Annotated in this window: 20 protein-coding genes; 14 read left to right on the top strand and 6 right to left on the bottom strand. The window is 66.3% G+C overall.

The window, feature by feature from the left end; translation table 11 throughout:
- Position 1 precedes the first annotated feature (1 nt).
- Positions 2-613 (top strand): DinB family protein, encoded by a 612-nt coding sequence (locus C1A30_RS10450; protein WP_101948231.1) that lies wholly within the window; start codon positions 2-4, stop codon positions 611-613.
- Here the strand turns inward: C1A30_RS10450 and C1A30_RS10445 are convergent.
- Entirely contained in the window at positions 600-3,743 is a 3,144-nt protein-coding gene (locus C1A30_RS10445) for a TIM-barrel domain-containing protein (protein WP_200828234.1), read from the bottom strand. The two genes, C1A30_RS10450 and C1A30_RS10445, sit on opposite strands and share 14 nt — an antisense overlap.
- A gap of 107 nt (positions 3,744-3,850) precedes the next feature.
- On the opposite strand from C1A30_RS10445, the gene C1A30_RS10440 reads away from it, so the two are divergent.
- Both C1A30_RS10440 and C1A30_RS10435 read left to right on the top strand, forming a co-directional pair.
- Entirely contained in the window at positions 3,851-4,771 is a 921-nt protein-coding gene (locus C1A30_RS10440; RefSeq protein WP_101948229.1) for an alpha/beta fold hydrolase, read from the top strand.
- A gap of 57 nt (positions 4,772-4,828) precedes the next feature.
- A complete protein-coding gene (locus tag C1A30_RS10435; protein WP_101948226.1) occupies positions 4,829-5,998 on the top strand; it encodes an acyl-CoA dehydrogenase family protein in 1,170 nt (389 codons plus the stop codon).
- Positions 5,999-6,001: 3 nt separating this feature from the next.
- Here the strand turns inward: C1A30_RS10435 and C1A30_RS10430 are convergent, their stop codons facing one another.
- Positions 6,002-6,598: a TetR/AcrR family transcriptional regulator gene (locus tag C1A30_RS10430; protein WP_101948224.1), complete on the bottom strand. Its 597-nt coding sequence runs from the start codon at positions 6,596-6,598 to the stop codon at positions 6,002-6,004.
- A 74-nt stretch (positions 6,599-6,672) separates the two neighbouring features.
- Between C1A30_RS10430 and C1A30_RS10425 the strand changes: the two genes are divergently transcribed.
- A complete protein-coding gene (locus C1A30_RS10425) occupies positions 6,673-7,662 on the top strand; it encodes an oxygenase MpaB family protein (protein ID WP_101948222.1) in 990 nt (329 codons plus the stop codon).
- A gap of 63 nt (positions 7,663-7,725) precedes the next feature.
- Here C1A30_RS10425 and C1A30_RS10420 read toward each other — a convergent pair whose 3' ends face one another.
- Both C1A30_RS10420 and C1A30_RS10415 read right to left on the bottom strand, forming a co-directional pair.
- On the bottom strand, positions 7,726-8,001 hold the full coding sequence (locus tag C1A30_RS10420; RefSeq protein WP_101948220.1) for a hypothetical protein: 276 nt from the start codon (positions 7,999-8,001) through the stop codon (positions 7,726-7,728).
- 90 nt (positions 8,002-8,091) lie between these two features.
- Positions 8,092-9,393, bottom strand: coding sequence for an MFS transporter (locus tag C1A30_RS10415; protein ID WP_101950111.1), 1,302 nt, complete (start codon positions 9,391-9,393; stop codon positions 8,092-8,094).
- A gap of 262 nt (positions 9,394-9,655) precedes the next feature.
- Here C1A30_RS10415 and C1A30_RS10410 point away from each other — a divergent pair, with 262 nt between their 5' ends.
- The 5 genes from C1A30_RS10410 to C1A30_RS10390 all read left to right on the top strand — a co-directional run bounded on the left by C1A30_RS10410 (position 9,656) and on the right by C1A30_RS10390 (position 14,990).
- The gene (locus tag C1A30_RS10410; protein ID WP_101948218.1) at positions 9,656-11,002 is read left to right on the top strand and encodes an AarF/ABC1/UbiB kinase family protein; all 1,347 of its coding nucleotides are present in this window, start codon (positions 9,656-9,658) and stop codon (positions 11,000-11,002) included.
- Positions 11,003-11,905, top strand: coding sequence for an alpha/beta fold hydrolase (locus tag C1A30_RS10405; RefSeq protein ID WP_101948216.1), 903 nt, complete (start codon positions 11,003-11,005; stop codon positions 11,903-11,905).
- Positions 11,906-12,035: 130 nt separating this feature from the next.
- Entirely contained in the window at positions 12,036-12,905 is an 870-nt protein-coding gene (locus C1A30_RS10400; protein ID WP_101948214.1) for a cyclopropane mycolic acid synthase family methyltransferase, read from the top strand.
- Between the two features lie 164 nt (positions 12,906-13,069).
- Entirely contained in the window at positions 13,070-13,966 is an 897-nt protein-coding gene (locus C1A30_RS10395) for a cyclopropane mycolic acid synthase family methyltransferase (RefSeq protein WP_101948212.1), read from the top strand.
- 127 nt (positions 13,967-14,093) lie between these two features.
- Complete coding sequence (locus C1A30_RS10390) at positions 14,094-14,990, top strand: cyclopropane mycolic acid synthase family methyltransferase (protein WP_369974113.1); 897 nt, start codon at positions 14,094-14,096, stop codon at positions 14,988-14,990.
- A gap of 57 nt (positions 14,991-15,047) precedes the next feature.
- Here C1A30_RS10390 and C1A30_RS10385 read toward each other — a convergent pair whose 3' ends face one another.
- Positions 15,048-16,562 carry a PE-PPE domain-containing protein gene (locus C1A30_RS10385; protein WP_101948209.1) on the bottom strand — a complete coding sequence of 505 codons (1,515 nt, stop codon included), beginning with the start codon at positions 16,560-16,562 and terminating at the stop codon, positions 15,048-15,050.
- Between the two features lie 72 nt (positions 16,563-16,634).
- Positions 16,635-18,206 carry a PE-PPE domain-containing protein gene (locus C1A30_RS10380; protein WP_101948207.1) on the bottom strand — a complete coding sequence of 524 codons (1,572 nt, stop codon included), beginning with the start codon at positions 18,204-18,206 and terminating at the stop codon, positions 16,635-16,637.
- Positions 18,207-18,360: 154 nt separating this feature from the next.
- Here C1A30_RS10380 and C1A30_RS10375 point away from each other — a divergent pair, with 154 nt between their 5' ends.
- The 5 genes from C1A30_RS10375 (at position 18,361) to C1A30_RS10355 (ending at position 24,471) form a co-directional block, all read left to right on the top strand.
- A complete protein-coding gene (locus C1A30_RS10375) occupies positions 18,361-19,062 on the top strand; it encodes a YciI family protein (RefSeq protein WP_101950110.1) in 702 nt (233 codons plus the stop codon).
- Positions 19,063-19,070: 8 nt separating this feature from the next.
- Complete coding sequence (locus tag C1A30_RS10370) at positions 19,071-20,294, top strand: RNA polymerase sigma factor (protein WP_101948205.1); 1,224 nt, start codon at positions 19,071-19,073, stop codon at positions 20,292-20,294.
- A complete protein-coding gene (locus C1A30_RS10365) occupies positions 20,294-21,250 on the top strand; it encodes an endonuclease/exonuclease/phosphatase family protein (protein WP_101948203.1) in 957 nt (318 codons plus the stop codon). Before C1A30_RS10370 ends, C1A30_RS10365 begins: the two co-directional genes overlap by 1 nt.
- 48 nt (positions 21,251-21,298) lie before the next feature.
- Positions 21,299-21,622 (top strand): hypothetical protein, encoded by a 324-nt coding sequence (locus tag C1A30_RS10360; protein WP_101948200.1) that lies wholly within the window; start codon positions 21,299-21,301, stop codon positions 21,620-21,622.
- Between the two features lie 116 nt (positions 21,623-21,738).
- Positions 21,739-24,471 carry a LuxR family transcriptional regulator gene (locus tag C1A30_RS10355; protein WP_101948198.1) on the top strand — a complete coding sequence of 911 codons (2,733 nt, stop codon included), beginning with the start codon at positions 21,739-21,741 and terminating at the stop codon, positions 24,469-24,471.
- Positions 24,472-24,505 lie beyond the last annotated feature (34 nt).

The raw sequence follows: 24,505 nt of genomic DNA, 5'->3' as shown, positions 1-24,505 counted from the left end.
CATGCCAGGAATGCCTCCGCCCGCCTCCGACGAGCGGCAGAGTTTGCTCGAGTTCCTGAAGTTCAACCAGAACGCGTTCTTCTCGGTGGCGTACGGGCTGACCGACGAGCAGGCCCGGTCGACCCCGTCGGTCAGTTCGCTGTCCATCGGCGGCCTGATCAAGCACGCCACGAGTGTGCAAAAGGGTTGGGTGCAACGGGCCGCGGCCGCGCCGGACTTCCCGCCGCGTGACGACCGTCCGATGGAGGAGATCATGGCCGAGTACGCCGACCAGTACGTGATGCACGACGACGACACCCTCACCGACCTGCTCGACGCGTTGCGGGCGCAGAACGAGGAGACGCTGCGGGTGTTCGCCGAGGCCGATCTCGACACGCCGGTGCCGGTGCCGCATGAGGTGCCGTGGTTCCCGCAGGACATCGACCACTGGTCGGTGCGCTGGGTCGCGCTGCACCTGATCGAGGAACTGACCCGGCACGCGGGGCACGCCGACATCATCCGCGAATCGATCGACCGCGCGACGATGTACGAGTTGATGGCCGCCTACGAACAGTGGCCGGAGACCGATTTCATCAAGCGCTGGCGGCCGACCGCCGACGTCACCGGTAGCTGACGGTCACCGCCTCCTGAATGCTGCTGACCGGCAGCGTGATTCGCAGGTTGCGGGTGGCGCCGTTCCAGGCGTAGTCGGACGGCGCCACCTCGGACCCGTTGACCGTGACGGAGGTCGGCGCGGCGGTGTTGAGCACCGAGATGGTCCACTGGCGCTCGCCCGCCTGGTCGCGGAAGCTGCCGTCGGTGGAGCCGATGCTGATGGTGTGCTCGTCCGGCGACTCGGTGTAGTCGATCCTGGTGGTGGCTCCGCGGCGGTTGCGGCCGCCGGTGCCGTCGTCCTCGTAGAGCGTGAAGGTCCCTGGCGCGCCTTCTGCGACGTTCAGCGTGACGCCTGTCAACGGCGCGGCGCTGTTCGCGGTGTCGTCGGTTCGGGTCGCAATGACGGCGCCCGATTTCACGAACACGGGCATCGTGTCGAGGCCGCTGCTGACCTGATGCGTGGTGCCGCCCTGCAACGTCTCGCCGGTGAAGAAGTTCGTCCACTGTCCCGGCGGCAGCCACACCGTCCTGGTCACCCTGTCGCCGGGTGTGGTGACCGGCGCCACCAAAACGTCTGGGCCGAACAGATATTCGGTGTCGGCGAAGGCGTACGCCTGCGGCTGGTCCGGGTACTCCAGGTACAGCGGCCGAACGACGGGCAGACCGGTGCGGTTCGCGGCGTCGGCCAGGGTGTAGAGGTAGGGCACCAATCTCGCGCGCAGGTTGAGGAATTTTTTCGCCGATGCCTGCGCAGCGGGGCCGTACTGCCATGGCAGGCGGTCGCTGTGGTCTCCGTGCAACCGGTCGATCGGCTGGAAGGTGCCCAGTTGCACCCATCTGGCATACAGGTCATCCGAAAGTTTCGTGGTGCGTCGGCCGTATGCCTCGAGTTCGGATCCGGCCAGACCACCGGTGTCGAGTTGCCCGCCGATGTCGTGGCTGACCGCCGACAGCCCGGTCGCCACGGATTCCGCTGGTGTCCAACCGACTTCGCCGGCGAGCGTGCCCCATGTCGAGTAGGTGTCGCCGGTGAAATGAATGGTGGTGCGTTTGTCCGCCCACGGCCCTGTCGGCATGCCCGACGCACCGCTGCGCGGTGAGCCGTAGGTGCGCGACAGCACGAAACCGCGCCTGCCGCCCTTCTCCGCGGTTTCGGCGTACTGCTGGCTGATCCACGCGTCGGGCGTCGCGCCCAGCGGCGAGACCTCGGCGCCCTCGCAACACCAGTCCAGCCACCAATAGTGGTTGCCCAGCCGCTCCATCGTCTGCTGCAGGTTCAGGTAGGCCTGCAACTGGTCGGGGTCAGCCCAGTCGAACACATAGCACTGCCGTCCGCCAGGCGCCGGACAGTCGGCGGATCGCAACCGGTTGTGCGCGGTGGCCTGCGCCTCGGGTAATCGCGGATCGGTCTTCGAGATGCTCGGATGCACGTTCAGAACGGTTTGCAGCCCTTGGGTTTTGGCCCAGTCGAAGAAGCCCTCGGGATCGGGGAACTTCCCGGTGTCGATCTGCCAGCCGTTCCAGTGGTCGGGCGTCTTGTAGTCGGTGTCGACGACCAACACGTCCAGCGGTACGCCCTCCGACCGAAAGCGGGACACGACGTCGTTCTGCAGTTCGTCGGCGGTGCGGTCGATGTTCTCGGAGTACCACACGCCGTACGCCCACGGCGGCAGCAGCGCGGGCGGACCGGTCAGGGTCGCGAGGTCGGAGAGACCTCGTTTGTAGTCGGCGCCGTAGCCGAAGAGATATCCGTCCAGATGCGCGCCGCGGTTCTGCGGCCGCGGCGAAAGCTCGTTGGTCGTCGTGTCGAACAATGCAGACGCCGAGTCGTCGAGCAGGTACCAGCCGTCGCGGTGCAACAGTCCGGGCGTGGTGAGCGGGGCACCGTTGTCGCCGTTCACCCCATCGAGGCTGCGCCGGTACCCGCCAAGCGGGATGTGCGGCGCAGGCATGCCCGCCCCTTCGGACGTGACAGCGACCGCGTCGACGGTGACACCGCAGCCCTCGGCATCCGGACAGCCGACCGCGACGTCGCTGGTGCCCGCCCGCAAGGTCACGGGGATCCTGGCGGTGCCCCACGTGGTCCGGTCGTCTGTGGGTGGCAGCGCAACGGTTCTGGTGACTCCGCCGACGGTGAGCGTCACGGGCCCGCCGTTGGCGTAGCGGACGTGCAGCGTGTACCGCGCGTCCGACGGCACGCCGACGGCGCGAATCAACAAGTCCGAGTTGGGATTCAGGCCCGTGACAAATCCTGTCCCGGAGTAGCCGGGCCGGTCGCCGGCGACGGCGGCGGCACCGCTGCGTCCGAGGCGTTCGGCCTCACAGGTGACGTTGAACTGGCAGTCGACGAGGGGATGCCGAACCATCGTCGGAGGGGGCGCGCCAGGGGCGACCAGCGCGACGGAGTCGATGGCGACCGGGCCGGAGTCGGACAGGCTCAACTGGTGGTGACCCTTGGCGAGGTCGAGGGGAACCGCGGCGGTGGCCCAGTCGGCGGTCGGCGCCAAATTCGTTGTCTGGGCGGGGTATCCATCGACCCCGAGCGTGAATGCGCCGACGCCGGCCTTCGCATAGCGGACGATGAACTGATATCGGCCGGGTGATTCGATGTCGACGTCGGCCTCCAGCCCGTCGCCCGCGAGGTAACCGGCGCCGGAATAGCCGGGGTGGTCGTGGGCCGCTTGGGCGCCGACGGGCGTCAAGTCCTCCGCTTCGCAGACGACGCCGACGACGCAGGTCGGTCGCTGCCACGGGGTGGCGGTGACGTCTTGGCCGCCCGCCTTGAGATGCACGATCAGGTTGCGCGGCGTGAAGGGTCCGGAATCGGTCTTGTAGCGCAGTGTCATCGCGCTGGTGGCGATCGTCAGCCATCCGTCGACGGAAGTCGTTGTGTACGCGGTGACCGGAAAGGCGTTGCGGCCAACCACATTGAACGTCGGCCCGTCGACGAACTTGCGGTCACTGGCGTACTCGGTGCGGATCAGCGTCGGGGACAACACCTGGAAACGGGCGGATCCCGACGTCACGGTCGGAATCCGATGGTGCTGTTCGCCGTTGGTGCGACGCACCGCGCATCCCGCGGCCCACGCCAATGCGAGTATGAGCACGGCGCTCATCACGATGGCCAGGGCGGCGGGACGGGTCCGCACTGCGGTAGCCTCCCTCCCCAAGAAGCTTCAAATACAGCAAATAAGTAAGCCTAGACACAACGGGCCCGATTTTGTCGGTGTATCAGCAAACTACGGTAGGACATTGGATGGTAGAGCGCAGAGTTGGCAAAGCCGAATGCGGCGGCCCGTCGGCTCCGGTGCAGCTTTACTACGAAGACCTCGGTGACCTCGGCGATCCGCCCGTGCTGCTGATCATGGGGGTGGGCGCGCAATTGCCGATGTGGCCGGACGGCTTCTGTGCGCGGTTGCTCGACCGCGGCTACCGGGTGATCCGGTTCGACCACCGCGACACCGGCCTGTCCACCAAGATGCACGGACTGCGCGCCGATGGCTCGGTCTATCCGCGGGTGCTGCGGTACCTGCTGGGTCGCGGCAGCGCGGTCCCGTACACGCTTGTCGACCTGGCCGGCGACGTCACCGGTCTGCTCGACCATCTCGGCATCGAGCGCGCACATGTCGTCGGCGCATCGATGGGCGGGATGATCGCCCAGGTGCTTGCGGGCAGCCGTCCCGATCGGGTGCGCTCGCTGGGCCTGATCATGACGGGCGCGGGCAGCCCGATGTCGGCGATTCCGAAGTGGCGGGTGATCAAACTGGCGTTCGACACGCCAGGCACCGATGCCCCCGCCGAGGAGAGGCTGGCCAGCGAGGTACGCAACATCTCGATCTTCAATGGGCCGAATTTCCTTCCCCCAGAGCAGGATTTGCGTCGCCGCGTCGAGGAGTTGACCGCCCGCAGCCATTATCCGCAAGGCATGCTGCGCCAGTTCGACGCCATCCTCGGCACCGGCAACCTGATGCGCTACACCCGGCGCATCGTCGCGCCCACCGTCGTCCTGCACGGTTCGGAGGATCCGATGGTGCGTCCGCGCAACGGCCGCACCGTCGCCCGCGCCATCGCGGGCGCCCGCTACGTGGTCGTCGACGGCATGGGCCACGATTTGCCCGCGCCGGTGTGGCGGCCGATCGTCGAGGCCCTCACAGAAAACATGGCGTCGGCATCGTGACGGATGTCACTACGGCCTGATTGAACGCGCACACACGTTGTCAGGGTTTACCCGAGCATGACGACGACGATCGAGCGCGACGCCCACCCCACCCAAGGCGAACTCGTGGCCCGGGCGGTGGAGTTGCAGCCGCTGTTGCGAAAAGCCCACGCCGACAGCGAAGTTCAGCGCAAGCAACCTGATGAGGTGATCGCGGCGCTCACCGCCGCCGGCTTCTTCAGACTCAACAAGCCACGCAGATTCGGTGGATACCCGATCGATCTGCGGACCACTCTGCGGATCACCGAAGTCCTCGCCGAGGCCGACGCCTCGGCCGGGTGGGTGGTGGGGCTGGCCTCCACCGCCGCATGGGCAGCCACCCACGGCTCGGAAGCGGTGCAGCAGGAGATCTTCGCCGATCCCGACGCCCGATTCGCAGGCAGCGGCATGCCCTGTCCTGCCCAGCGGGTCGACGGCGGCCTGCGCTTGACGGGTCGCTGGGGGTACGCATCGGGATCTCCGCACGCCACGTGGGCGGCTCTGGCGGCGGCGGTCACCGACGGCCCCGATCAGCCGCCCGAACCGTACTTCTGCATCGTGCCCGTCGCGGAGCTTCGGCTCGAGGACACCTGGCACACCGTGGGGATGCGTGGCACGGGCAGCAATACGTATGTCGCGAACGACGTGTTCGTGCCCCAGCACCGGTTGATCTCGCTGGCCGCGCTGACCGAGGGGTCGGCCAGCGGTGAGTTGCCGTTCGGGCAGGTCGCGATATTGCCGCTGGCCGGCACGATGCTCGGGGTCGGGCGCGCGGCTCTCACGCTGGCCACCGAGCAGGCGCCGCTGAAGTCGATGCACCACACGGTCTTTGCCCGACGGAGCGATTCGGTCGGCGTACAGATCCAGATGGCGCAAGCAGCGCTGAAGCTCAAAACCGCCCAGTTGCATGCCTTCGGCGTCGCCGATGACCTCGACGAGGTCGTCGCCAAACGGTTCGATCTTTCCTACGAGGACCGGGCGCGGGCGCGAGCCCAGTTCGGCTATGCCGCACAGCAGGTGCTGGAGGCCATTCAAATCCTGCTGAACGTCCACGGCGCAGCCTCTTTCGCCGAAAGCAGCCTGATGCAGCAGTACTGGCGCGACGCCAATACCGCCGCACGCCATGCCGGGTTGAACGAATTCGTCGGCTACGAGATTTACGGCAAGGCCCTGCTCGACGTTGACGAGCGCATCAGCATGATGGTCTGACGCCTACCGCAGGACGAAGTCGAGGGCATGGGCGACGACGCGATCGAGGTCGTCGCCCAACTGCCCGGCAAGCCACTGCTGAGCCAGTTCGGCCATCGCGCCGGTGTACATCGCCGCGGTGACCTCCGCGGCCACCGGATCCGAACCCGGATGCAACCGGAAACCCTCCGTCAGCACGCTCTCACGCAGCGAGTCCTGCGTCGCCGCCCGCCGCGCAGCCAGCACCGGGTTTGCCCTGGCGTCGGTGAACAGCACCCGGCCCCGTCGAGGGTCGGCCGACGAGAACCCGAGGACCGCTGCGATGCCCGCGCGGGTGCGGGCCCGCAGCGAGTCACCCGCTTGACCGATGGCCGCCTCGACCTCCACCGCGAGTTGAGCGCTCACGTCGTCGTATACCGCACCAAGCAAATCGTCTGTGCCGGAGAAACTTTCGTAGAAGTAACGGCTATTGAGCCCGGACTCGCGGCACACCGAGCGCACCGAGACCGCGGCCTCGCCCCCGTCGCCGAACAACCGGTACGCCGCGTCGACCAGCAACACACGCCGTTCGGCGCGGCGGTCCTTGATCGGCACGCCTGCCCACCGGGTCGGGCTCGACATCCCTCCAGCCTAGATCTGGTCACAGCTGTATCCAAAATGTATTCTGGCTACAGCTGTGACCAGAAAGGGTTGACGTGTTCCTTCCGCACCAATTCGTCGGGCAACTGCTGAACGACCGGTTCGACCAGACCGTCCGCAAGAACTTCTTCCGGGGCATGGAGTTCGCCGCGCCGGTTGGCGACCCCGGATGGTTCGGTCCCGGCAGCGCCGTCTGGCACGTGCATTCCCACATGCATGCGCTGATCTTCGGGTTGCAGTGCGCGGCCTACCTGGAGCGGCTCGACCCGTCGATCTACTGGATGGGCATGCACCACTCGCGACTGGTGAAGCGCGACGACGACGGCACCGCGATACCGGAGATCGATCCCAAGGGTGCCGCGGTGCGCCTCGGCCATTCGGTGGCGTTCTTCATCGGCACGGCGTACGGGTCGACGGAGACCGCCGAACGGCTGGCGCAGACCGTGCGCGCCATGCACCACACCATCAAGGGCACCAGGCCCGACGGCGCCCGCTACGACGCCGACGATCCGGAGTGGCTGCGCTGGAACTATGCGACGGTGGTGTGGGGGCTGGCCACCGCACACGAGCTGTATCACCCGAACCCGTTGCGCGGCAAGAAACTCGACCGGTACTACGGCGAGTTCGTCCGGGTCGGCCACGCACTCGGTGGTACCGACCTGCCCGCCACCAAGGCCGAGACGCTGGACTGCCTGAAGTCCTACCTGCCCCGGCTGGCCGTCACTCATGGCACCGCGATGGCCACCGGCCCGAATGTGCCGTTGCCGCACAGCGTCATCGACTGGGCGATCCGCGACACCATGCCAAGGTGGGCCAAGCAACTCATCCAGCATCGCGACCCCAATGTCGTCGAGCGCACCGCACGCCGGGCGGCGGTGTGGTCGGTGATCAACGGGCTGAGCGCGGTGTCCGGCCCGACACCGGAGTTCGCGGAAGCCAAGGCGCGGGTCAAGGCGGGCACCACCGTCCCGCACACCGTGCCGACGCATGTGCCCGGCAGCGACCCTGTGCGCAGCCGCGACGAGGTCGAGCTGACCTTCGCCTGATACGCCAAACACACTGAACCCCTTCTCGATACGTCGAGAAGGGGTTCAGTGTGTGTGCCCGCATCAGCTGCCGTGACGCCACCCGAAATCGTGATCGCGGTGGTGGTGCCAGCCCCAGAAATCCCAGAAGAAGGGGCGGAACTCGCGGTAGAAATCGCGCGAGTCGTGACTGGGCCGGTACTCCGTCGAGTAGCCACCGCTGGGGTGATCCGATGGGCCGGTGTCGGCATTGGCGGCGGCGGCCAATCCCATTGCGGCACCGCCCAGGATGCCTGCGGCGGCGATCGGGCCGACGACGAACCGGGTGAAGAAGCGGGACTTGGTGGTGGTGGTGTTCATTTGAATTCTCCTGTGTGAGTTGGTGTTTGGATTGTGACGGTGTCACATCAACGAAACTACGGACCGGGGGTGTCGGTGTCGCGGTTGTGCTCACAACCCGCGCTGTAGGCGATCTCCACGTTTTGCGCATTGTGCTTGCACCTGTTGCAGCGGAACACCTTTCGTCTCCGGCAGGGAGGCCGCGCACACCAGGCTGACCACCACGACAGCGGCCATCATGGCGCCAACGGCGGGCACACCCCACGCCGCCTGAAGGGGCGCGGCGGCAACGGTCGGCACCGCGCCGCCGACCAACCCGGCGAGGTTGAGCGACAGGCCGGCACCGCTGTAGCGATACCGCGTGCCGAAGATCTCCGGGATGAACGCCGCCATCGGGCCGTAGGAACTGGCGGCGACCGCGTACGTGCCAGCCATCGCCAGCGCGAACAACGCGGGATTACCCGTGTCGATCAGTGGCAGCACCAGAAACGCCCACGGAACGCCGACGACCAGCGCGGCGACGATGACCCGTCGGCGGCCGAAGGTGTCGCTCAGCACGGCGCTCAGCGCGTTGAACACCACCACGACGACACCGCCGAGCAGGCCGACCGCGAGGATCAGGTCCGGCGAAAAGCCAACTTGGGTATGGGCGTAGCTCATCAGGTAGGCGTTGGCCATATAGCCGAGCGCGAAGAACCCGATCATGCTTCCAGCGGCCAGCACCACCTCGCGGCGCTGTTCGGTCAGCAGCGCCGTCAACGGCGTGCCCCGCTGCGGCTCCTGTGCGGCGAACACCGGCGTCTCCGCGACGTTCAACCGGACGTACAACGCGATCGCGATCAGCACCGCGCTGAACAAGAACGGGATGCGCCAGCCCCATTCGAGGAAGGCGGAACTCGACTCCCCGATCGTCTTGTTCACCGCCAGGAACAGCAGGCTGCTCATCACCAGGCCGCTGCCGACGCCCATCTGGGTGAACATCCCGTAGCGGCCGCGGGCGTGGGCCGGGGCGTACTCCGCCGACAACAGCGCGGCGCCGGCCCATTCGCCACCGACCGCGAAACCCTGCACCAGGCGCAGGGTCAGCAGGATCAGCGGTGCGGCCATGCCGATGGTCGCGGTGCCGGGCACCAGGCCCACGGTCAGCGTCGACAGACCCATGGTCAGCAACGTGGCGATCAGCGTGGACTTGCGGCCGAGGCGGTCACCGAAGTGCCCGAAGAACGCCGCGCCCAGCGGCCGGGACGCAAACGCCGCGGCGAAGGTCGCCATGGAGGCGACCGTGGCCATGGCGGTGCCCAGATGCGGGAAGAACACCTTGGGAAACACCAGCGCGGCGGCGGTGCCGTAGATGTAGAAGTCGTAGTACTCGATGGCGGACCCGACGAAACTCGCGGCCGCGACCCGCCGCATACCCGGGATCAGCGTGGCCATATTTGCTCCTCAGACGTAGTTTTCGTCCGAAGCTATGGATCAGCTGCCGCCACGTCGCGGTTGTGCTCACTGCCCGGGGTAACCAGCGTTCTCGAGGTTTTGCGCATTTCCGCCGAAACGGCATTCCGGGACGGAAAGTGCGAGAAGAGGCGTACCGGAATGCCGTTTCGGCGGAAGGGGGGACTGTGAGCCGCTGCACACGATTTAGACTCGTCAACCCGCCGTTTGAGACACTGCAACCATGAGTACGACTAAACACCGCGAGGTGGCCAAGCTGGACCGGGTGCCGTTGCCGGTCGAGGCCGCCCGGATCGGCGCGACGGGTTGGCAGATAACCCGCACCGGCGCGCGAGTCGTCACCAAGCTCGCCGGTAAGGGCTCGTTGCAGCAGAAGATCATCAAGGAGATTCCGCAGGCATTCGCCGACCTCGGTCCCACCTACGTCAAGTTCGGCCAGATCATCGCGTCCAGCCCGGGCGCGTTCGGCGAACAGATGAGCCGCGAGTTCCGCAGCCTGCTCGACGCCGTCCCGCCCGCCGACGCCGACGAAGTCCACAAGCTGTTCCGCGAGGAACTCGGAAAAGAGCCGAGCGAGCTGTTCAAGACCTTCGAGGACAAGCCGTTCGCGTCGGCCTCCATCGCGCAGGTGCACTACGCGACGCTGCACAGCGGTGAAGAGGTGGTGGTCAAGATCCAGCGGCCGGGCATCCGCCGCCGGGTCGCCGCGGACCTGCAGATCCTCAAGCGCGGCGCGCAGATCGTCGAGCTGGCCAAGCTGGGTCGCAGGCTGTCCGCGCAGGACGTCGTCGCCGACTTCTCCGACAACCTGGCCGAGGAGCTGGACTTCCGGCTCGAGGCGCAGTCCATGGACGCCTGGGTGTCGCACATGCACGCGTCGCCGCTGGGCAAGAACATCCGGGTACCGCAGGTCTATTGGGATCTGACGAGCGAGCGGGTGCTGACGATGGAGCGCGTCCAGGGCATCCGCATCGACGACGCGGCCGCCATCCGCAAGGCCGGCTTCGACGGCACTGAACTGGTCAAGGCGTTGCTGTTCAGCGTCTTCGAGGGCGGACTGCGGCACGGACTGTTCCACGGTGACCTGCACGCGGGCAACCTGTACGTCGACCCCGACGGCAAGATCGTGTTCTTCGACTTCGGCATCATGGGCCGCATCGACCCGCGGACCCGTTGGCTGCTGAGGGAATTGGTGTACGCGCTGCTGGTCAAGAAGGACCACGCCGCGGCGGGCAAGATCGTCGTGCTGATGGGCGCGGTGGGCACCATGAAGCCGGAGGCGGAGGCCGCCAAGGACTTGGAGAAGTTCGCCACCCCGCTGACAATGAAGTCGCTCGGCGACCTGAGCTATGCCGAAATCGGGCGCCAGCTCTCGGCTTTGGCTGACGCGTACGACGTGAAGCTGCCCCGCGAGCTGGTGCTGATCGGCAAGCAGTTCCTCTACGTCGAGCGCTATATGAAGCTGCTGGCGCCGAAGTGGCAGATGATGTCCGACCCGCAGTTGACCGGATACTTCGCCAACTTCATGGTCGAGGTCAGCCGCGAACATACCGAAGAAGTCGAGGCCTAAGTGCAAATCCGTTCCGGCACTACCAAATCGGGCGACCTGGACATCTACTACGAGGACATGGGTGACCCGAACGACCCCGCCGTCCTGTTGATCATGGGCCTTGGCGCGCAATTGTTGTTGTGGCGCACTGACTTCTGCGAGAAGCTCGTCGACCAGGGGCTGCGGGTCATCCGCTACGACAACCGCGACGTCGGCCTGTCGTCGAAGGTCAGTCATCAACCGACCGGCATGGCGTTACCGAAACGGATGGCCCGCTCCTTCCTGGGCTTGAAGAGCCCGGCGCCCTACACGCTCGAGGATTTCGCCGACGACGCCGCGGCGCTGCTGGACCACCTGGAGATCGACAGCGCGCACATCGTCGGCGCCTCGATGGGCGGCATGATCGCGCAGGTGTTCGCGGCGGCGCACAGCGCGCGCACCAAGACACTCGCGGTCATCTTCTCGAGCAACAACCAGCCGCTGCTGCCACCGCCGGGAACCCGGCAGTTGCTGGCCATCCTGCAGAAACCCAAGGAGGCCACGCGCGAGGCGATCGTCGAGAACACGATCCGGGTCACGCGCATCACCGGCAGCCCCGGCTATCCGGCGCCGGAGGACCGCATCCGCGCCGAGGCGATCGAGGGTTACGAACGGTCCTACTACCCGGCAGGCGTCGGCAGGCATTTCGCGGCGATCCTCGGCAGCGGCAGCCTGCTCGGCTACGACCGCCAGATCAGCGCCCCGACCGTCGTCATCCACGGCAAGGCCGACAAGCTGATGCGGCCGTTCGGCGGTCGCGCCGTCGCCCGCGCTATCAAAGGCGCCCGGTTGGTGCTGTTCGACGGCATGGGCCACGACCTTCCCCGCGAATTGTGGGACGACATCGTCGGCGAGCTGAAGACCACGTTCGCCGAAGCCTGGTAACGGTTGGCACACCTCCGCAGTAAGCCGGACGATCCTGGGGCGCGTACGCTCTTTGACGTCGAGTGCTTCAGGGCTTGAATGCCGTCACCGGCGACCGTTGGGTTCTGAAACTGCCAGGAAGGCATTACGCATGGCTGACAAAGCCGAATTGACGCCGCACTTCGCGGACGTCCAGGCTCATTACGACCTGTCCGACGACTTCTTCCGGCTGTGGCTGGACCCCAGCCAGACGTACAGCTGCGCGTACTTCGAACGCGACGACATGACGCTGGAAGAGGCCCAGCTCGCGAAGATCGACCTCGCGTTGGGCAAGCTCGGTCTGCAGCCTGGCATGACGCTGCTCGACGTCGGATGCGGCTGGGGTTCGACGATGATGCGCGCTATCGAGCGCTACGACGTCAACGTCATCGGGTTAACACTGAGCGAAAACCAAATGGCGCATGTGCAAACAGTTTTCGCGGCGTCTGACAGTCCGCGCAGTAAGCGGGTGCTCCTGCAGGGCTGGGAGCAGTTCGACGAACCCGTGGATCGAATCGTGTCGATCGGCGCCTTCGAGCACTTCGGATTCGACCGCTATGACGACTTCTTCAAGCTGGCGTACGCCCTGCTGCCCCGCGACGGCGTGATGCTGCTGCACACGATCACGGGGCTGACATTCCCCCAGATGGCCGAGCGCGGTATTCCGCTCACCTTCGACGTCGCCCGGTTCGTCAAGTTCATCCTGACCGAGATCTTCCCCGGCGGCAGGATCCCGTCGATCGAGAAGGTCGAGGAGCATTCGGCGAAGGCCGGCTTCGAGTTGACCCGGCGCCAGTCGTTGCAACTGCACTACGCCAGGACCCTGGATTGCTGGGCCGAGGCGCTGCAGGCGCACAAGGACGAGGCGATCGCCGTGCAGTCCGAAGAGGTCTACGAACGCTATCTGCACTACTTGACCGGTTGCGCCAAGGGTTTCCGGGTCGGCTACATCGACGTCAACCAATTCACCCTGCAGAAGTAGCCGGATTTCAGTCCTGACCCTGCGAAACGTTAGGGTGTCAGGCTTGAGACGCGTGTTCGCACGTCGATGGACCGTGCCAGGGGTACGGTCGCAGCAATACTGATACGTGAACGGCTGCTTGCCGCAGCACCAATGGTCACGACGGAAGGCCAAGCAGGGGAAATATGTCTGACAACTCATCCGGCACCAAGGACATGACGCCGCATTTCGAGGACATTCAGGCGCACTACGACTTGTCCGACGACTTCTTCGGCGTGTTCCAGGACCCGACCCGCAAGTACAGCTGCGCGTACTTCACCGGGCCCAATGTCACGCTGTCGGAGGCCCAGATCGCCAACGTCGATCAGCACCTCGACAAGCTCGATCTGAAGCCGGGCATGACGCTGCTGGAGGTCGGCTGCGGCTGGGGCCTGACGTTGCAGCGGGCGATGGAGAAGTACGACGTCAACGTCATCGGCCTGACGCTGAGCAAGAACCAGAAGGCGTACTGCGACCAGCTGCTGTCCAAGATCGACACGAACCGGACGTTCGACGTGCGGTTGGAGGGTTGGGAGCAGTTCCACAACCCGGTCGACAGGATCGTGTCGATCGAGGCCTTCGAGCACTTCGGCTTCGAGCGCTACGACGACTTCTTCAAGACCTGCTTCGACATCCTGCCCGACGACGGCCGGATGACGATCCAGAGCAGCGTCGGCTACCACCCGTACGACCTCGCCGAGCGTGGCAAGAAGCTGACGTTCGAGCTGGCCCGGTTCATCAAGTTCATGATCACCGAGATCTTCCCGGGTGGCCGTATCCCGACGACCCAGATGATGGTCGAGCACGGCGAGAAGGCCGGCTTTGTCGTGCCGGAGCCGATCTCCCTGCGCAACCACTACATCAAGACCCTCGGCATCTGGGCGGACCGCCTCGAGCGCAACAAGGAAGCGGCGATCGCGGCGACCGATGAGGAGAACTACCACCGGTACATGCGCTACCTGAAGGGTTGCCAGTTCTACTTCATCGACGACAGCATCGATGTCAGCCTGGTGACGTATCTGAAGCCGGGCGCGGCAGCCTGACGACGAGGAGTCGGGCAATACAACCCAGCCTAGTTTCGGACTCGTTAGCAAATCCCCCGGCGTGTGGCGCGCTCGGGGGATTTGCGGTTATATACCTTGAAATCAAGGTCACGGGAGGTAGCGGGCGGTGTCGGATTCGGCAGTCATCTCAGAAAAGATGCGCAGGAACTTCGACAACATCGGCGCCCACTACGACCTTTCCGATGATTTCTTCGGGCTGTTTCAGGATCCCAGCAGAATTTACTCCTGCGCCTATTTCGAGCCCGAGGATCTGAGCCTGGAGGCGGCCCAGTACGCGAAGGTCGACCTGCACCTGGACCGGCTGCAGTTGGAGCCCGGCATGACCGTGCTCGACATCGGATGTGGCTGGGGCTCAACGCTGAAACGCGCAATCGAACGGCACGACGTCAACGTCGTCGGCCTGACGTTGAGCCGCAATCAGCACGCGGCCAGCGTCAAACTGCTCGACGAAATGGACACCGACCGCAGCAGGCGCATATTGCTGCGCGGCTGGGAGGAGTTCGACGAGCCGGTCGACCGCATTCTGTCGATCGAGGCGTTCGAGCATTTCGGATTCGAACGCTACGACGAGTTCTTCAAGAAGTGCTTTTCGATCCTGCCCGACGACGGCCGGATGACCATCCAGAGCAACATCAGCTACCACCCCGACGAGTTCCGGGCGCGCGGCATCCCGCTGTCGATCGACGTGCTCAAGTTCATCAAGTTCATGGTGACGGACATCTTCCCCGGCGCGCGCCTGCCGTCGACGCAGATGATGCGGACCCACGGCGAGGCGGCCGGGTTCAGCGTCGACGAGGTGATGTCGCTGCGGTCGCACTACGTGCGCACGTTGACGCTGTGGGCGGATGCACTCGAGGCCAACAAAGCGCGGGCCATCGAACTGCAGTCCGAGACGGTCTACGCGAACTACATGCAGTACCTGCGCGGCTGCGCGCAGAAGTTCGCCGACGAGTACATCGACGTCCATCTGGTCACGTACCTGAAGCCGGGCGCCGCAGCCTGAGCACGCAAAGGAAATCCCCCGCCACTGCCTGATGTGACGGGGGATTCGCTTATTCGGTCAGGCCGCAGCGTCGGCCTTTTCCGTCTCATTGTTATCGGCGTCGGCCTTCTTCTCGTTATCGACCTTGGGCGTGTCGACCTTGGTCGCGTCGGCCTTCTTGGGCTCGACCTTCTTCTTGTCGCCGGCCTTCTTGTGGTCGGTCTTCTTGGTGTCGACCTTCTTGTCGACGGTGTTCTCGTCGGTCTTCTTCTCGTCGGCTTGCTTCTCGTCGGTCACGGCCTCAGGCTTCGCCTCCGTCACCGCGGTGGTCTGCTCGACGGCGGGAGTCGTGTCCTTGACTGACGTCAGCTTGGGCGCCGAACGCTTGTTCCCCGGCTCAACAGCCGGCTCCGTCGTTTCCTGCGTCCTCGCCAGCGTCGACGTGGTGAGCGTCTCCGGCGGGTTCAGCGGAGGCGGTCCGCCGTTGAGCGCCTGCTGGATTCCCTTCGGGATGTCTTGGACGAGATCGATGGCCAGCTTGATCGGGTTGAAGATCGGGATCAGCCGGAACGTGGTCGGCTGGCCATACGGGATGGAGCGGTCGTAACCGGTTTGCTCGATGATGTCCCGCAGTGCGGGTTCGAACAGATCGGCAACGAAACCGAGGCCGATCATGTGCAGGGGCACCAACATCGGCAGCACCCGCGGGGCGACGGTGATGTACCTGGTGTCGTTGTACTGCTGCACGTTGACGATGTCCGGGTTCGTCGCGGCGTAGCCCTCAGGGTTGTCCATGATCGCCTGCCACTGCTCCTGCGTCCAGCCGCCGACCAAGCCCGACGGCGGATTGCCTTCAGGGTTCGGATAGGTGCCGTGGTTGATCCCCAGACCCGGACCGCCGATCAAGGCGTTGAACATTGCGAGCGGGTTGGTCACGACCAGCGGTGCGTCGGCGATGATGTCCCACTCCAACGCGATGTCGTCGGTCTGCATCGAGGTGTTGGTGGGTGTCACTGGGCCGTAAGGGAATTCGACGATCGGCAGCGTCAAGGGGAGTCGGCCGTTGAGGCCGCCGTTAGGCCGCGACACGTTCCCGATGATGTCCCACTTGACGAATTCCTGCTCCTCGGGTGTCAGCTGCTCGGCGAGGCGCTGCTTCTCGATGGAGACGATGGCGCCGCTCTGCGAGTAGCCGAAGATCACCAGGCGGTTGTCGGCGCTCAACGTCGCGAGCCGCGGCTGCACCTCCGCGTCGAGGTCCTCGACGCCCTGGTTGATCGAATCCTTCCAGGTCAGGGCCGACAACCCGCCGTACAGCGGCCACGCCGTCTCGGGGGTGACGACCGCGAGAGGCACGCAGTCCACGGTCGGGTCCGTGCACGGAGTGTTGGTCAGGACGTAGTAATTCAGCACATTCGGGACGTAGCCGGGCTCCGCATCGGGGTCCGGAGTCCCGGTGCCGCCCATGATCAGCACCGTCGCTGTCGAGGCGGCGAGCGAGAGGGCCGACGTGAACGCCGCGGCCACACCGAGGACGACCGTGCTGAGCAGAGCCAGCACCACGAGGAGAATTGCCCGCACCGATTTACGCATGCGTCAACCATCACACGCGGCAGTCAGCTAAGTGGCCGAAACTGTCCAAAAAGTTTGCCGGGACGGCGTCGGTCAGGCCGCCGCCTTGCCCTCGTCCGACTTGTCGGCCGCTGTCTTCTCAGACTTCTCGGCCTTCTTCTTGTCGGTCTTCTTCTTGTCGGTCTTCTTCTTGTCGGTCTTCTTCTCGTCAGTCTTCTTGTCGTCGGTGTTCTTCTCGTCCGCCTTGCCCTCGTCGGCCTTGCCCTCGTCGGCCTTCTTCTCGTCCGTCGTCGACTCCGGCTTCGTCGCGGGCTTTTCCTCGCTCGAAGCCGTCGTCTTCTCAGGGTCGTCGGCCGACTGCTGTGCCGCCGTGCCGGTGTCCTTGTCCTTGACCGCTGTCAGCTTCGTGGTCAGTTGCTTCTTGTCGGTCGTCTTGTCGGTCGGCTCGGTCGTTTCGGTGGTCTTCGCTGCCGCCAGCGTCGACACCGGTGCGGGTGTGACGGGCGCCTGCACCGCCGGGGTGAGGTTCGGAACCAGCCCGCCGAGGTCCTTGACGAACGCCTGGACGCCCTGCACCGTGGCGGCGACCAGGTTCACGCCCACCGCGGGCCAATTCTGAATTGGGTTGAACGGCAACGGCGAAAGCCACCGCTCCTTGCCCGGATCGCCGCTGAAGTCGTAACCCAGATCGATCAGCACCTTCAGCACCGGCGTGACCAGATCCGCGACCGGCTTGGCCACCGGCTGCAGCGCGGCGGGAACTGCTGCCATGACCGCGTTCACGATCGGCAGGCTCTTCGCCGGAAGCATGTAGTACTTGTTGCCGTTCGCGTCGACGCGACAGTTCGGGCCAGGGCACGGCGTGGCCAAAATGGCCTGCAGCTGCGCATCCGTGTAGCCATACGCGATCGGATCGGTCGGCCCGTTCCCGTTGGGCGTCAGGTAGTAGCCGTGCACGCTGTCGAACGCGGCCAACGCGTTCAGCATCGTGAACGGGTTGCCCCAGAATGTCGGGGCGTACATGACGGGGTCGTACTGGAACCCGATGCTGGTGATCGGAATCCCGGTATTGGTCGGCATTTTCGGACCGAACGTGATGTTCAGGAACGGGATCGTCGGCAAGAAGCCCAGCCGGGTGAAGATTCCGCCGTCGGGATTGAAGGCGTTCCCGATCGTCACCGCTTGGATGCGGGCGCGCTGCTCCGGCGTGAGGTCACCGAGATTGCCCAACTCATCGGAGACCACCGCGCCGCCCTGCGAGTAGCCGAAGATGACGACGTTGTCGGTCGTGTTGTCGAGCAGGTTCCTCAGTGCAGTGTCGAGGTTCGCCACGCCCGTACCGACCGACTTGTTCCACGTGTCGCACTTGAACCCTGGACACCAGTTGCCGATGAAGCCCAGCGGGTAGAACGACGCCGGGTAATTGATGCCGTCCAGGGTGCACGAGGCGTCGGTGCAGGTGGTGAACGGGGCCAGGTATCGGCTTCGGGCGTTCTCCATGTAGTTCGTCACGTTGTTCGCGTTCGGCGTGCCCGTGCCCGGCACGATGAGTGCCGTGGTGGCGCCAAGGGCGAATGCCGCGACGAAGGCCGACGAGATGCCGAGAACGGCCGAGGTGAGCAGGGCGAGAAGAACCAGAACGAAGGCGCGGGCCGTCTTACGCATGGGTAAACGATCACATAGTTAGCGCGGCTCGGTAGCGGAACAAAGAATTTGTTTCCGCAAAAGTTTTTGTGATGTCGGATTCGCGCGGCGCCGTTCGTCGGACGGGTAGAGAGTGGAGCAGACGGCTCCGCTCCGCGACAGGAAGGTGACCCTCATGCACTACCTAGCGCTGCTGCTCGGCGAGCCCACCACACCGCTGACCCCCGACGAGCAGGCCGCCGGAATGGCGGCATATCAGGCGCTGCACGCCAAGGCCGGGTCGGCGATCCTGGCGGGCGATGCGCTGACCCCGTCGGCGACGGGTGTGCGCATCACCGGCGGCCCCGATGCACCGACAGTGACCGACGGCCCATTCGCCGAAAGCGCCGAGGTGGCCTGCGGCTACTACGTATTCGAGGCCGACAACCTCGACGAGGCGCTGGCGTTGGCCCGCGATGTCCCGGCCGCCCAACACGGCGCGGTCGAGGTTCGGCCGATCTACCACACCTTCGATCCGGCGTGGCCGAGCGCCGGCGCCCAATGGTTGGCGCTGCTGCTGGAACCACCCGCCTCCGCGCACACCCCCGACACGCCCGAGTGGCTGGCCGAAGCGGCCCGACACGGCGAATTCGCCGCTGCCGCAGGCGACCACATCGTGGCCGGCGCCGCGTTGCACGAGCCGGCGTCGGCGACGACGGTGCGTGTTCGCGACAGCAAGGTGCTGCTGACCGACGGCCCGTTCCCGGAGAGCGCCGAGATCGCCACCGGCTTCTACCTGCTGTCGGCCTCCGACCGCGACGAGGCCGTCAAGGTCGCGTCGATGATCCCGGGGACGACGGTGGAGCTTCGGCAACTCATGGGCGTCTCGGGGCTGTAACCGCGTCGATGACCAACCTGGACGGCGTCTTTCGACGCGAATGGGGGCCAGCCGTCGCGGCGCTCGCCCGCTGGTCGGGTGACCTCAGCGTCGCCGAGGACGCCGTCCAGGAAGCCTTCGCCGAGGCGCTGCGGGTGTGGCCGCGCGACGGTGTGCCGGACAATCCGGGCGGATGGCTTCTGACAGTGGCCCGCAACCGGGCGCGGGACCGACTGCGACGCGAATCAGTGCGCCCGGGAAAGGAACTCGCAGCCGTGGTGGACGACATCCGGGCCCGCACCGACCGGGTCGACGTGCATCCCGTGCGCGACGACGAGCTGCGGATGATGTTCACCTGCGCGCATCCGGCGCTCGACCCGGCCTCCCAGCTGGCATTGACGCTGCGGCTGATCTCCGGGTTGACGGTCGCGGAGATCGCGCGGGCACTGATGCAGTCGCAAGCCGCGGTCGGACAGCGAATCACCAGGGCCAAGAACAAGATCCGACACGCCAACATCCCGCTGCGGGTGCCGCCGGCCGAACTGCTAGCTGAGCGCACCCCGCACGTGTTGGCCTGCATCTACTCGGTGTTCACCGAGGGGTACTGGTCGACGGCAGGTCCGTCGGTGATCCGCGACGAGTTGTGCGACGAGGGAGTGCGGCTGGCCGGTGAGTTGTGCGCGCTGATGCCCGACGAGCGCGACGCACACGCGTTGGCAGCGCTTGTGCTGCTGCATGATTCACGTCGGCAGACCCGGCTCAGCACGGACGGGGCGCTGGTGCCGCTCGACGAGCAGGACCGCACCCAGTGGGACCGCGGCAGGATCGCGCGCGGGCTGGAGCGGCTCGCTCGCGCCGAGGGCGCGACGGGTCCCTATCTACCGCAGGCGGTGATCGCAGCGCTGCACGCGACGGCGCCGAGTTGGCGCGACACCGACTGGACGACGATCTGCACCGCATACGACCGGCTGATCGAGATCACCGACTCCCCCGTCGCCCGCGCCAACCGTGCGATGGCCATCGGCTTTCGCGACGGATTCGGCGCGGGTCTGGCCGCCCTCGACGCGGTCGCCGACGATCCGCGACTGGCGGGCACCAACACGGTGATCACGATCCGCGCTGACCTGCTGCGCCGCGCAGGCCGCTACGAGGACGCGGTGCAGTGCTATCGGGTTGCGTTACAGCGCAACGGCTCCCCCGCTGCCCAGGAGTTCCTCCAGCGCCGCCTCGTCGAGTGCGGCGGCACCGCTTGATGGACGTTCTCGACGTCATCGCGGTCGCGGCCACCGCTGTGGCCGCGTTTGCGTTGGCCAGCCGGTACCTGCCAGGTGTGCACCGCGCAGTCCTGGCGACCGCGGCACTGTCGCCGTATCTGGCGGTCGGTGCGCCCGTCGCCGCGGTGCTGTTCGGACTCACCCGCAACTGGGCCGGGGTGGTTGTGGCGGTCGCGTTGACGGTTGCGAGCGTGTGGGTCCGGTGGCGCTGGTACGTGGCGGCGAAGACCGATGGTGATGTCCGCGTCCGGGTCGTCTCGGCGAACCTGCGCTACGGACGCGCGGATGCGGTCGGCGTCGTCCGACTGGCCGACAACGCGGACGTCCTTGCGGTGCAGGAACTTACGCCGGAGAAGGCGGAGCTGATCGAGGCCGCGGGCATCGGCGCGCTGCTGCCCCATCGCTATTTGCGGGCGCGCGAGGGCCCCGCGGGTGTCGGTATCTGGAGCCGATACCCGCTCTCGGCCTGCCGCGACTACGACGAATTCTGGCTCGGGCTGATCACGGCACGGGTCGAGGTGCCCGGCCTGGATGCGCAGGCCACGGTTGCGAGCACGCACATGTCGGCACCATGGCCGGATCCGATGCAGGGTTGGCGTGACGACCTTGCGAGGCTCGCGGAGGTGCTCGGCGAGATCGGCGCGTCGGCGCCGGGCCCGGTGATCGTGGCGGGTGATCTGCACGCGACACCCGACGCGCGCGAGGTTCCGCGGCTGTTGCGCGGCGGCCACCGCGACGCCGCCGAGCAGGCTGGGGGCGGACTGACCAGAACACACCCGGCCGACATCGCGCTGCCCCCGGTGTTCGCGGTCGACCACCTTTTGCTGCGCGGCGCGACGGCCACCACGGTGCGCACCGCGGCCATCCCCGGTTCGGACCATCGCGCCCTGCTGGCGGTCGTCAGTCCCGATGACCAAACCGTGATGAAGCTATAGGGAAACACCCGATTCCGGAACAGCGCGTCGGCATTACCGTCCGGAGTCATGGAGGCCACCGACGACTTGGCGTACTTCCTCGCCGAGTGGTATCTCCCTGAGATGACCACCACCTCGGTCGATGAGATGGTGGCCAAACTGGATGCCGCCGCGGCGGCGGTCAGCAACGCCGAAAAACGGGTCCGCCTCGTCGTCACGCTGTCCGTGCCGACCGACGAGGTGTTGTACGGGGTGTTCGGCGCAACGTCGCCGGATATCGTGTCGTTGGCGTGCGACCAGGCGGGGGTCCCGTTCCAGCGGATTTCCGGTGACGTCGGCGCCCGGATCCAGCCGAGCCCCGTCGCCGAAGTTGCCGATAGCGCCGCTGTTTAGTTGCGATCTCGTCGATAATCCGACGATTCAGCTGGAAAACGCTATTGCGCATTGCTGCGCGAGTGGTGCAAGTGCGATGTACTCTCAGTTGCTGGGTGCGATTGGGGGTGTCGTGAATGCCGGGCGTGGTGGACCGGCCGCTGGAAATCCGTGCGGTTTCGGACTTCCTGCGGTCAGCAGCACACCAGCCCGCTGCGCTCGTCATCGAAGGTGAAGCCGGCATCGGGAAGACCACGCTGTGGATATCGGCCGTCGAGCAGGCCCGGCAAAGTGGCTTTCGGGTGTACACCGCGCGGGTGGGGCAGGCCGAGTCGGGGCTGGCGTACGCCGCGGTGGCGGATTTGCTGCGCGACGTCGACGCCGACACCGTCGCCGAACTGCCCGATGTGCAGAAGCTGGCCGTCGACCGCGTGCTGCTGCGGGCGAGCAGCGACGAGCACGCCACCGATCAGCGGGTGGTGGCCGCGGCGTTCGCGGCGGTGTTCGACCGCCTGGCCGGTGACTCCCCGGTGCTGATCGCGATCGACGACGTGCAATGGCTCGACAGGTCCAGCCACGACGTGGTGGCTTATGCGGCCCGACGGTTCAAGGGTCCGGTCGCGTTGTTGTTCACCGAGAGGTCGGAGGCAGACGGCGGCAGCACGGTGTCCTGGCTGCAGCTGTCCAGGCCCGACGGCATCGATCGGTTGCGGGTCGGGCCGCTGAGCCTGGGTGGGCTGCATGTGCTGATCTCGGGGCGTCTGGGCCGGTCGTTTCCGCGACCGACGATGGTGCGCATCGCCGAAATCTCGGGCGGCAACCCGTTCTTCGCACTCGAGTTGGCCCGGGCGATCGACGCGGGCCCGTCGAATTCACTGACGGGGCTGCCGAGCTCGCTGGCGGAGCTGATGAGGCTGCGGATCGGACGGCTGGAACGCGACGCGCGCACGCTGTTGTTGGCGGCGGCATCGGCGGCGAATCCGACCGTGGAGTTGTTGGCTGCGGTCACTGGCGTGCCGATCGAGTCGCTCGGTGAGGCGGAAGCCAAGGGGATCGTCGTGATCGACGGCAACGTGGTGCGGTTCACCCATCCGCTGTTGGCGCAGAGCGTCTATGCCGATGCGACCGCGCGTGAGCGCCGGGCGATGCACCGGTCGTTGGCGCAGGCGGTGACGCTGCCGGAACTGAAGGCCAGGCATATGGCGTTGGCGGCAGCCAAGGCCGACGCCGACACGCTGAGCGCGCTGGATGCCGCGGCCTCCGAAGCGGTGGCGCGCGGTGCGCCGGCCGCGGCGGCTGAGTTGATCGAGTTGGCGATCGGGTTGGGTGGCGATGCGCCCGAGCGCCGTATCCGCGCGGCGGAGCAGCATTTCCATGCGGGTGATCACAGTCGGGCCCGCGCATTGGCCGAAAAGACACTCAACGGGCCTGCGCCGCGGGCGCTGCGTGCGGCGGCCCTCAATCTGATGGCCGGCATCCATCTTTACGACGACAACTGGGGCGACGCCGTCGCGGCACTCGAGCACGCACTCGACGACGCCGAAGACAATCCGCCGTTGTTGATACGGACGCTTGTGCTGCTGGCGTTCGGCAAACGGATGATGTCGAAGTACGACGACTCGTTGTTCTACGCGCGCAAGGCCGTGACCTACGCCGAGCATCTCGGCGATCCGGCGCTGACCAGTAGGGCGTTGGCGATGTCGGTGCAGTTGAACTTCATGTTCGGCAACGGTGTCGATCACGAGGATCTGCGTCGGGCGATCGAACTGGAGGATTTCGACCTCGAGGCACTGTCGCCGTTCAGCGCCAGCATGATCGAGGGCTTGATGTTCGCCTGGACGGGGCGGTTGGACGAGGCCCACGACAGGATGGAGGCCGTGCAACGGCGGTGCGCGGACCGCGGCGCGGAGAACGACGTCACCGCGGTCGCGAGTTGCGACGCGTTGGTCGAGATCTGGCGGGGCGATTTCGTGGCGGCCGAGAAGCTGGCCGACGAGGCGATGGAACGGGCCGAACAAGGCAGCGGTTCGTTGGCGATCGCGTTGTCGATGCGGGCGTTGGCGACGGCTTACCTTGGGCGGGAAGAGGATTCGCGGGCCGCGGCCACAGCAGCCATCGACATCGCGAATCGTGGGTCCACGCCGCGGTTGGCGCAGTGGCCGGTCACGGCGATGGGCTTCCTGGAGGTGTCGGTCGGCAACTACGCCGAGGCGCTGGCGGTGCTGGCGCCGATGCGCCGCGTCCTCAAGGCGATTCCGGGCACGGAGATCATGACGGCGTCGTTCATCCCCGATGCGGTCGAGGCGATGATCTCCCTTGGCCGCAGCGACGACGCGGAGCAGTTGATCCGTCGGCTGGAACGCAACGGCCGCAGATTCCACCGGGCGTGGATGCTGGCCGTCGGCGGGCGGTGCCGCAGCATGTGGCTGGCGGCCAAGGGGGATGTCGAGGGCGCGGCGCAATCTGCGAAGGAGGCGATGGCGCACCACGATCGGCTGCCGATGCCGTTCGAGCGGGCTCGTACGCAGTTGTTGCTCGGACAGTTGCAGCGGCGGCAACGGCAGAAGGAGGGTTCACGCGCGACGCTGCGTGAGGCACTGCAGACGTTCCAGGAGTTGGGGACGCCGCTGTGGGCGAAGCGGGTGGAGGCCGAGCTGGCGCGGGCCGAGGTGGCCCCTACGCGTGATCTCGCGCTGACGCCGTCCGAGCAGCGCGTGGCCGAGTTGGCGGCGTCAGGCATGACGAACAAAGACGTCGCGGCCGCGTTGTTCATCAGCCCGAAGACCGTCGAGGCAAACCTTGGGCGGATTTACCGCAAGCTCGGGATCAGGACGCGGGCGGAACTGGGGAGGGTGATCGGTGAGAGCTGAATGGGAGTCACGAGACTCGACGATCTAGTCTCGC

Origin of the sequence: Mycobacterium sp. 3519A, from assembly GCF_900240945.1 — a bacterium.
Taxonomy (GTDB): domain Bacteria; phylum Actinomycetota; class Actinomycetes; order Mycobacteriales; family Mycobacteriaceae; genus Mycobacterium.
The sequence above is the reverse complement of the archived record's forward strand: the minus strand, read 5'-3'. Positions and strand labels throughout refer to the sequence as shown.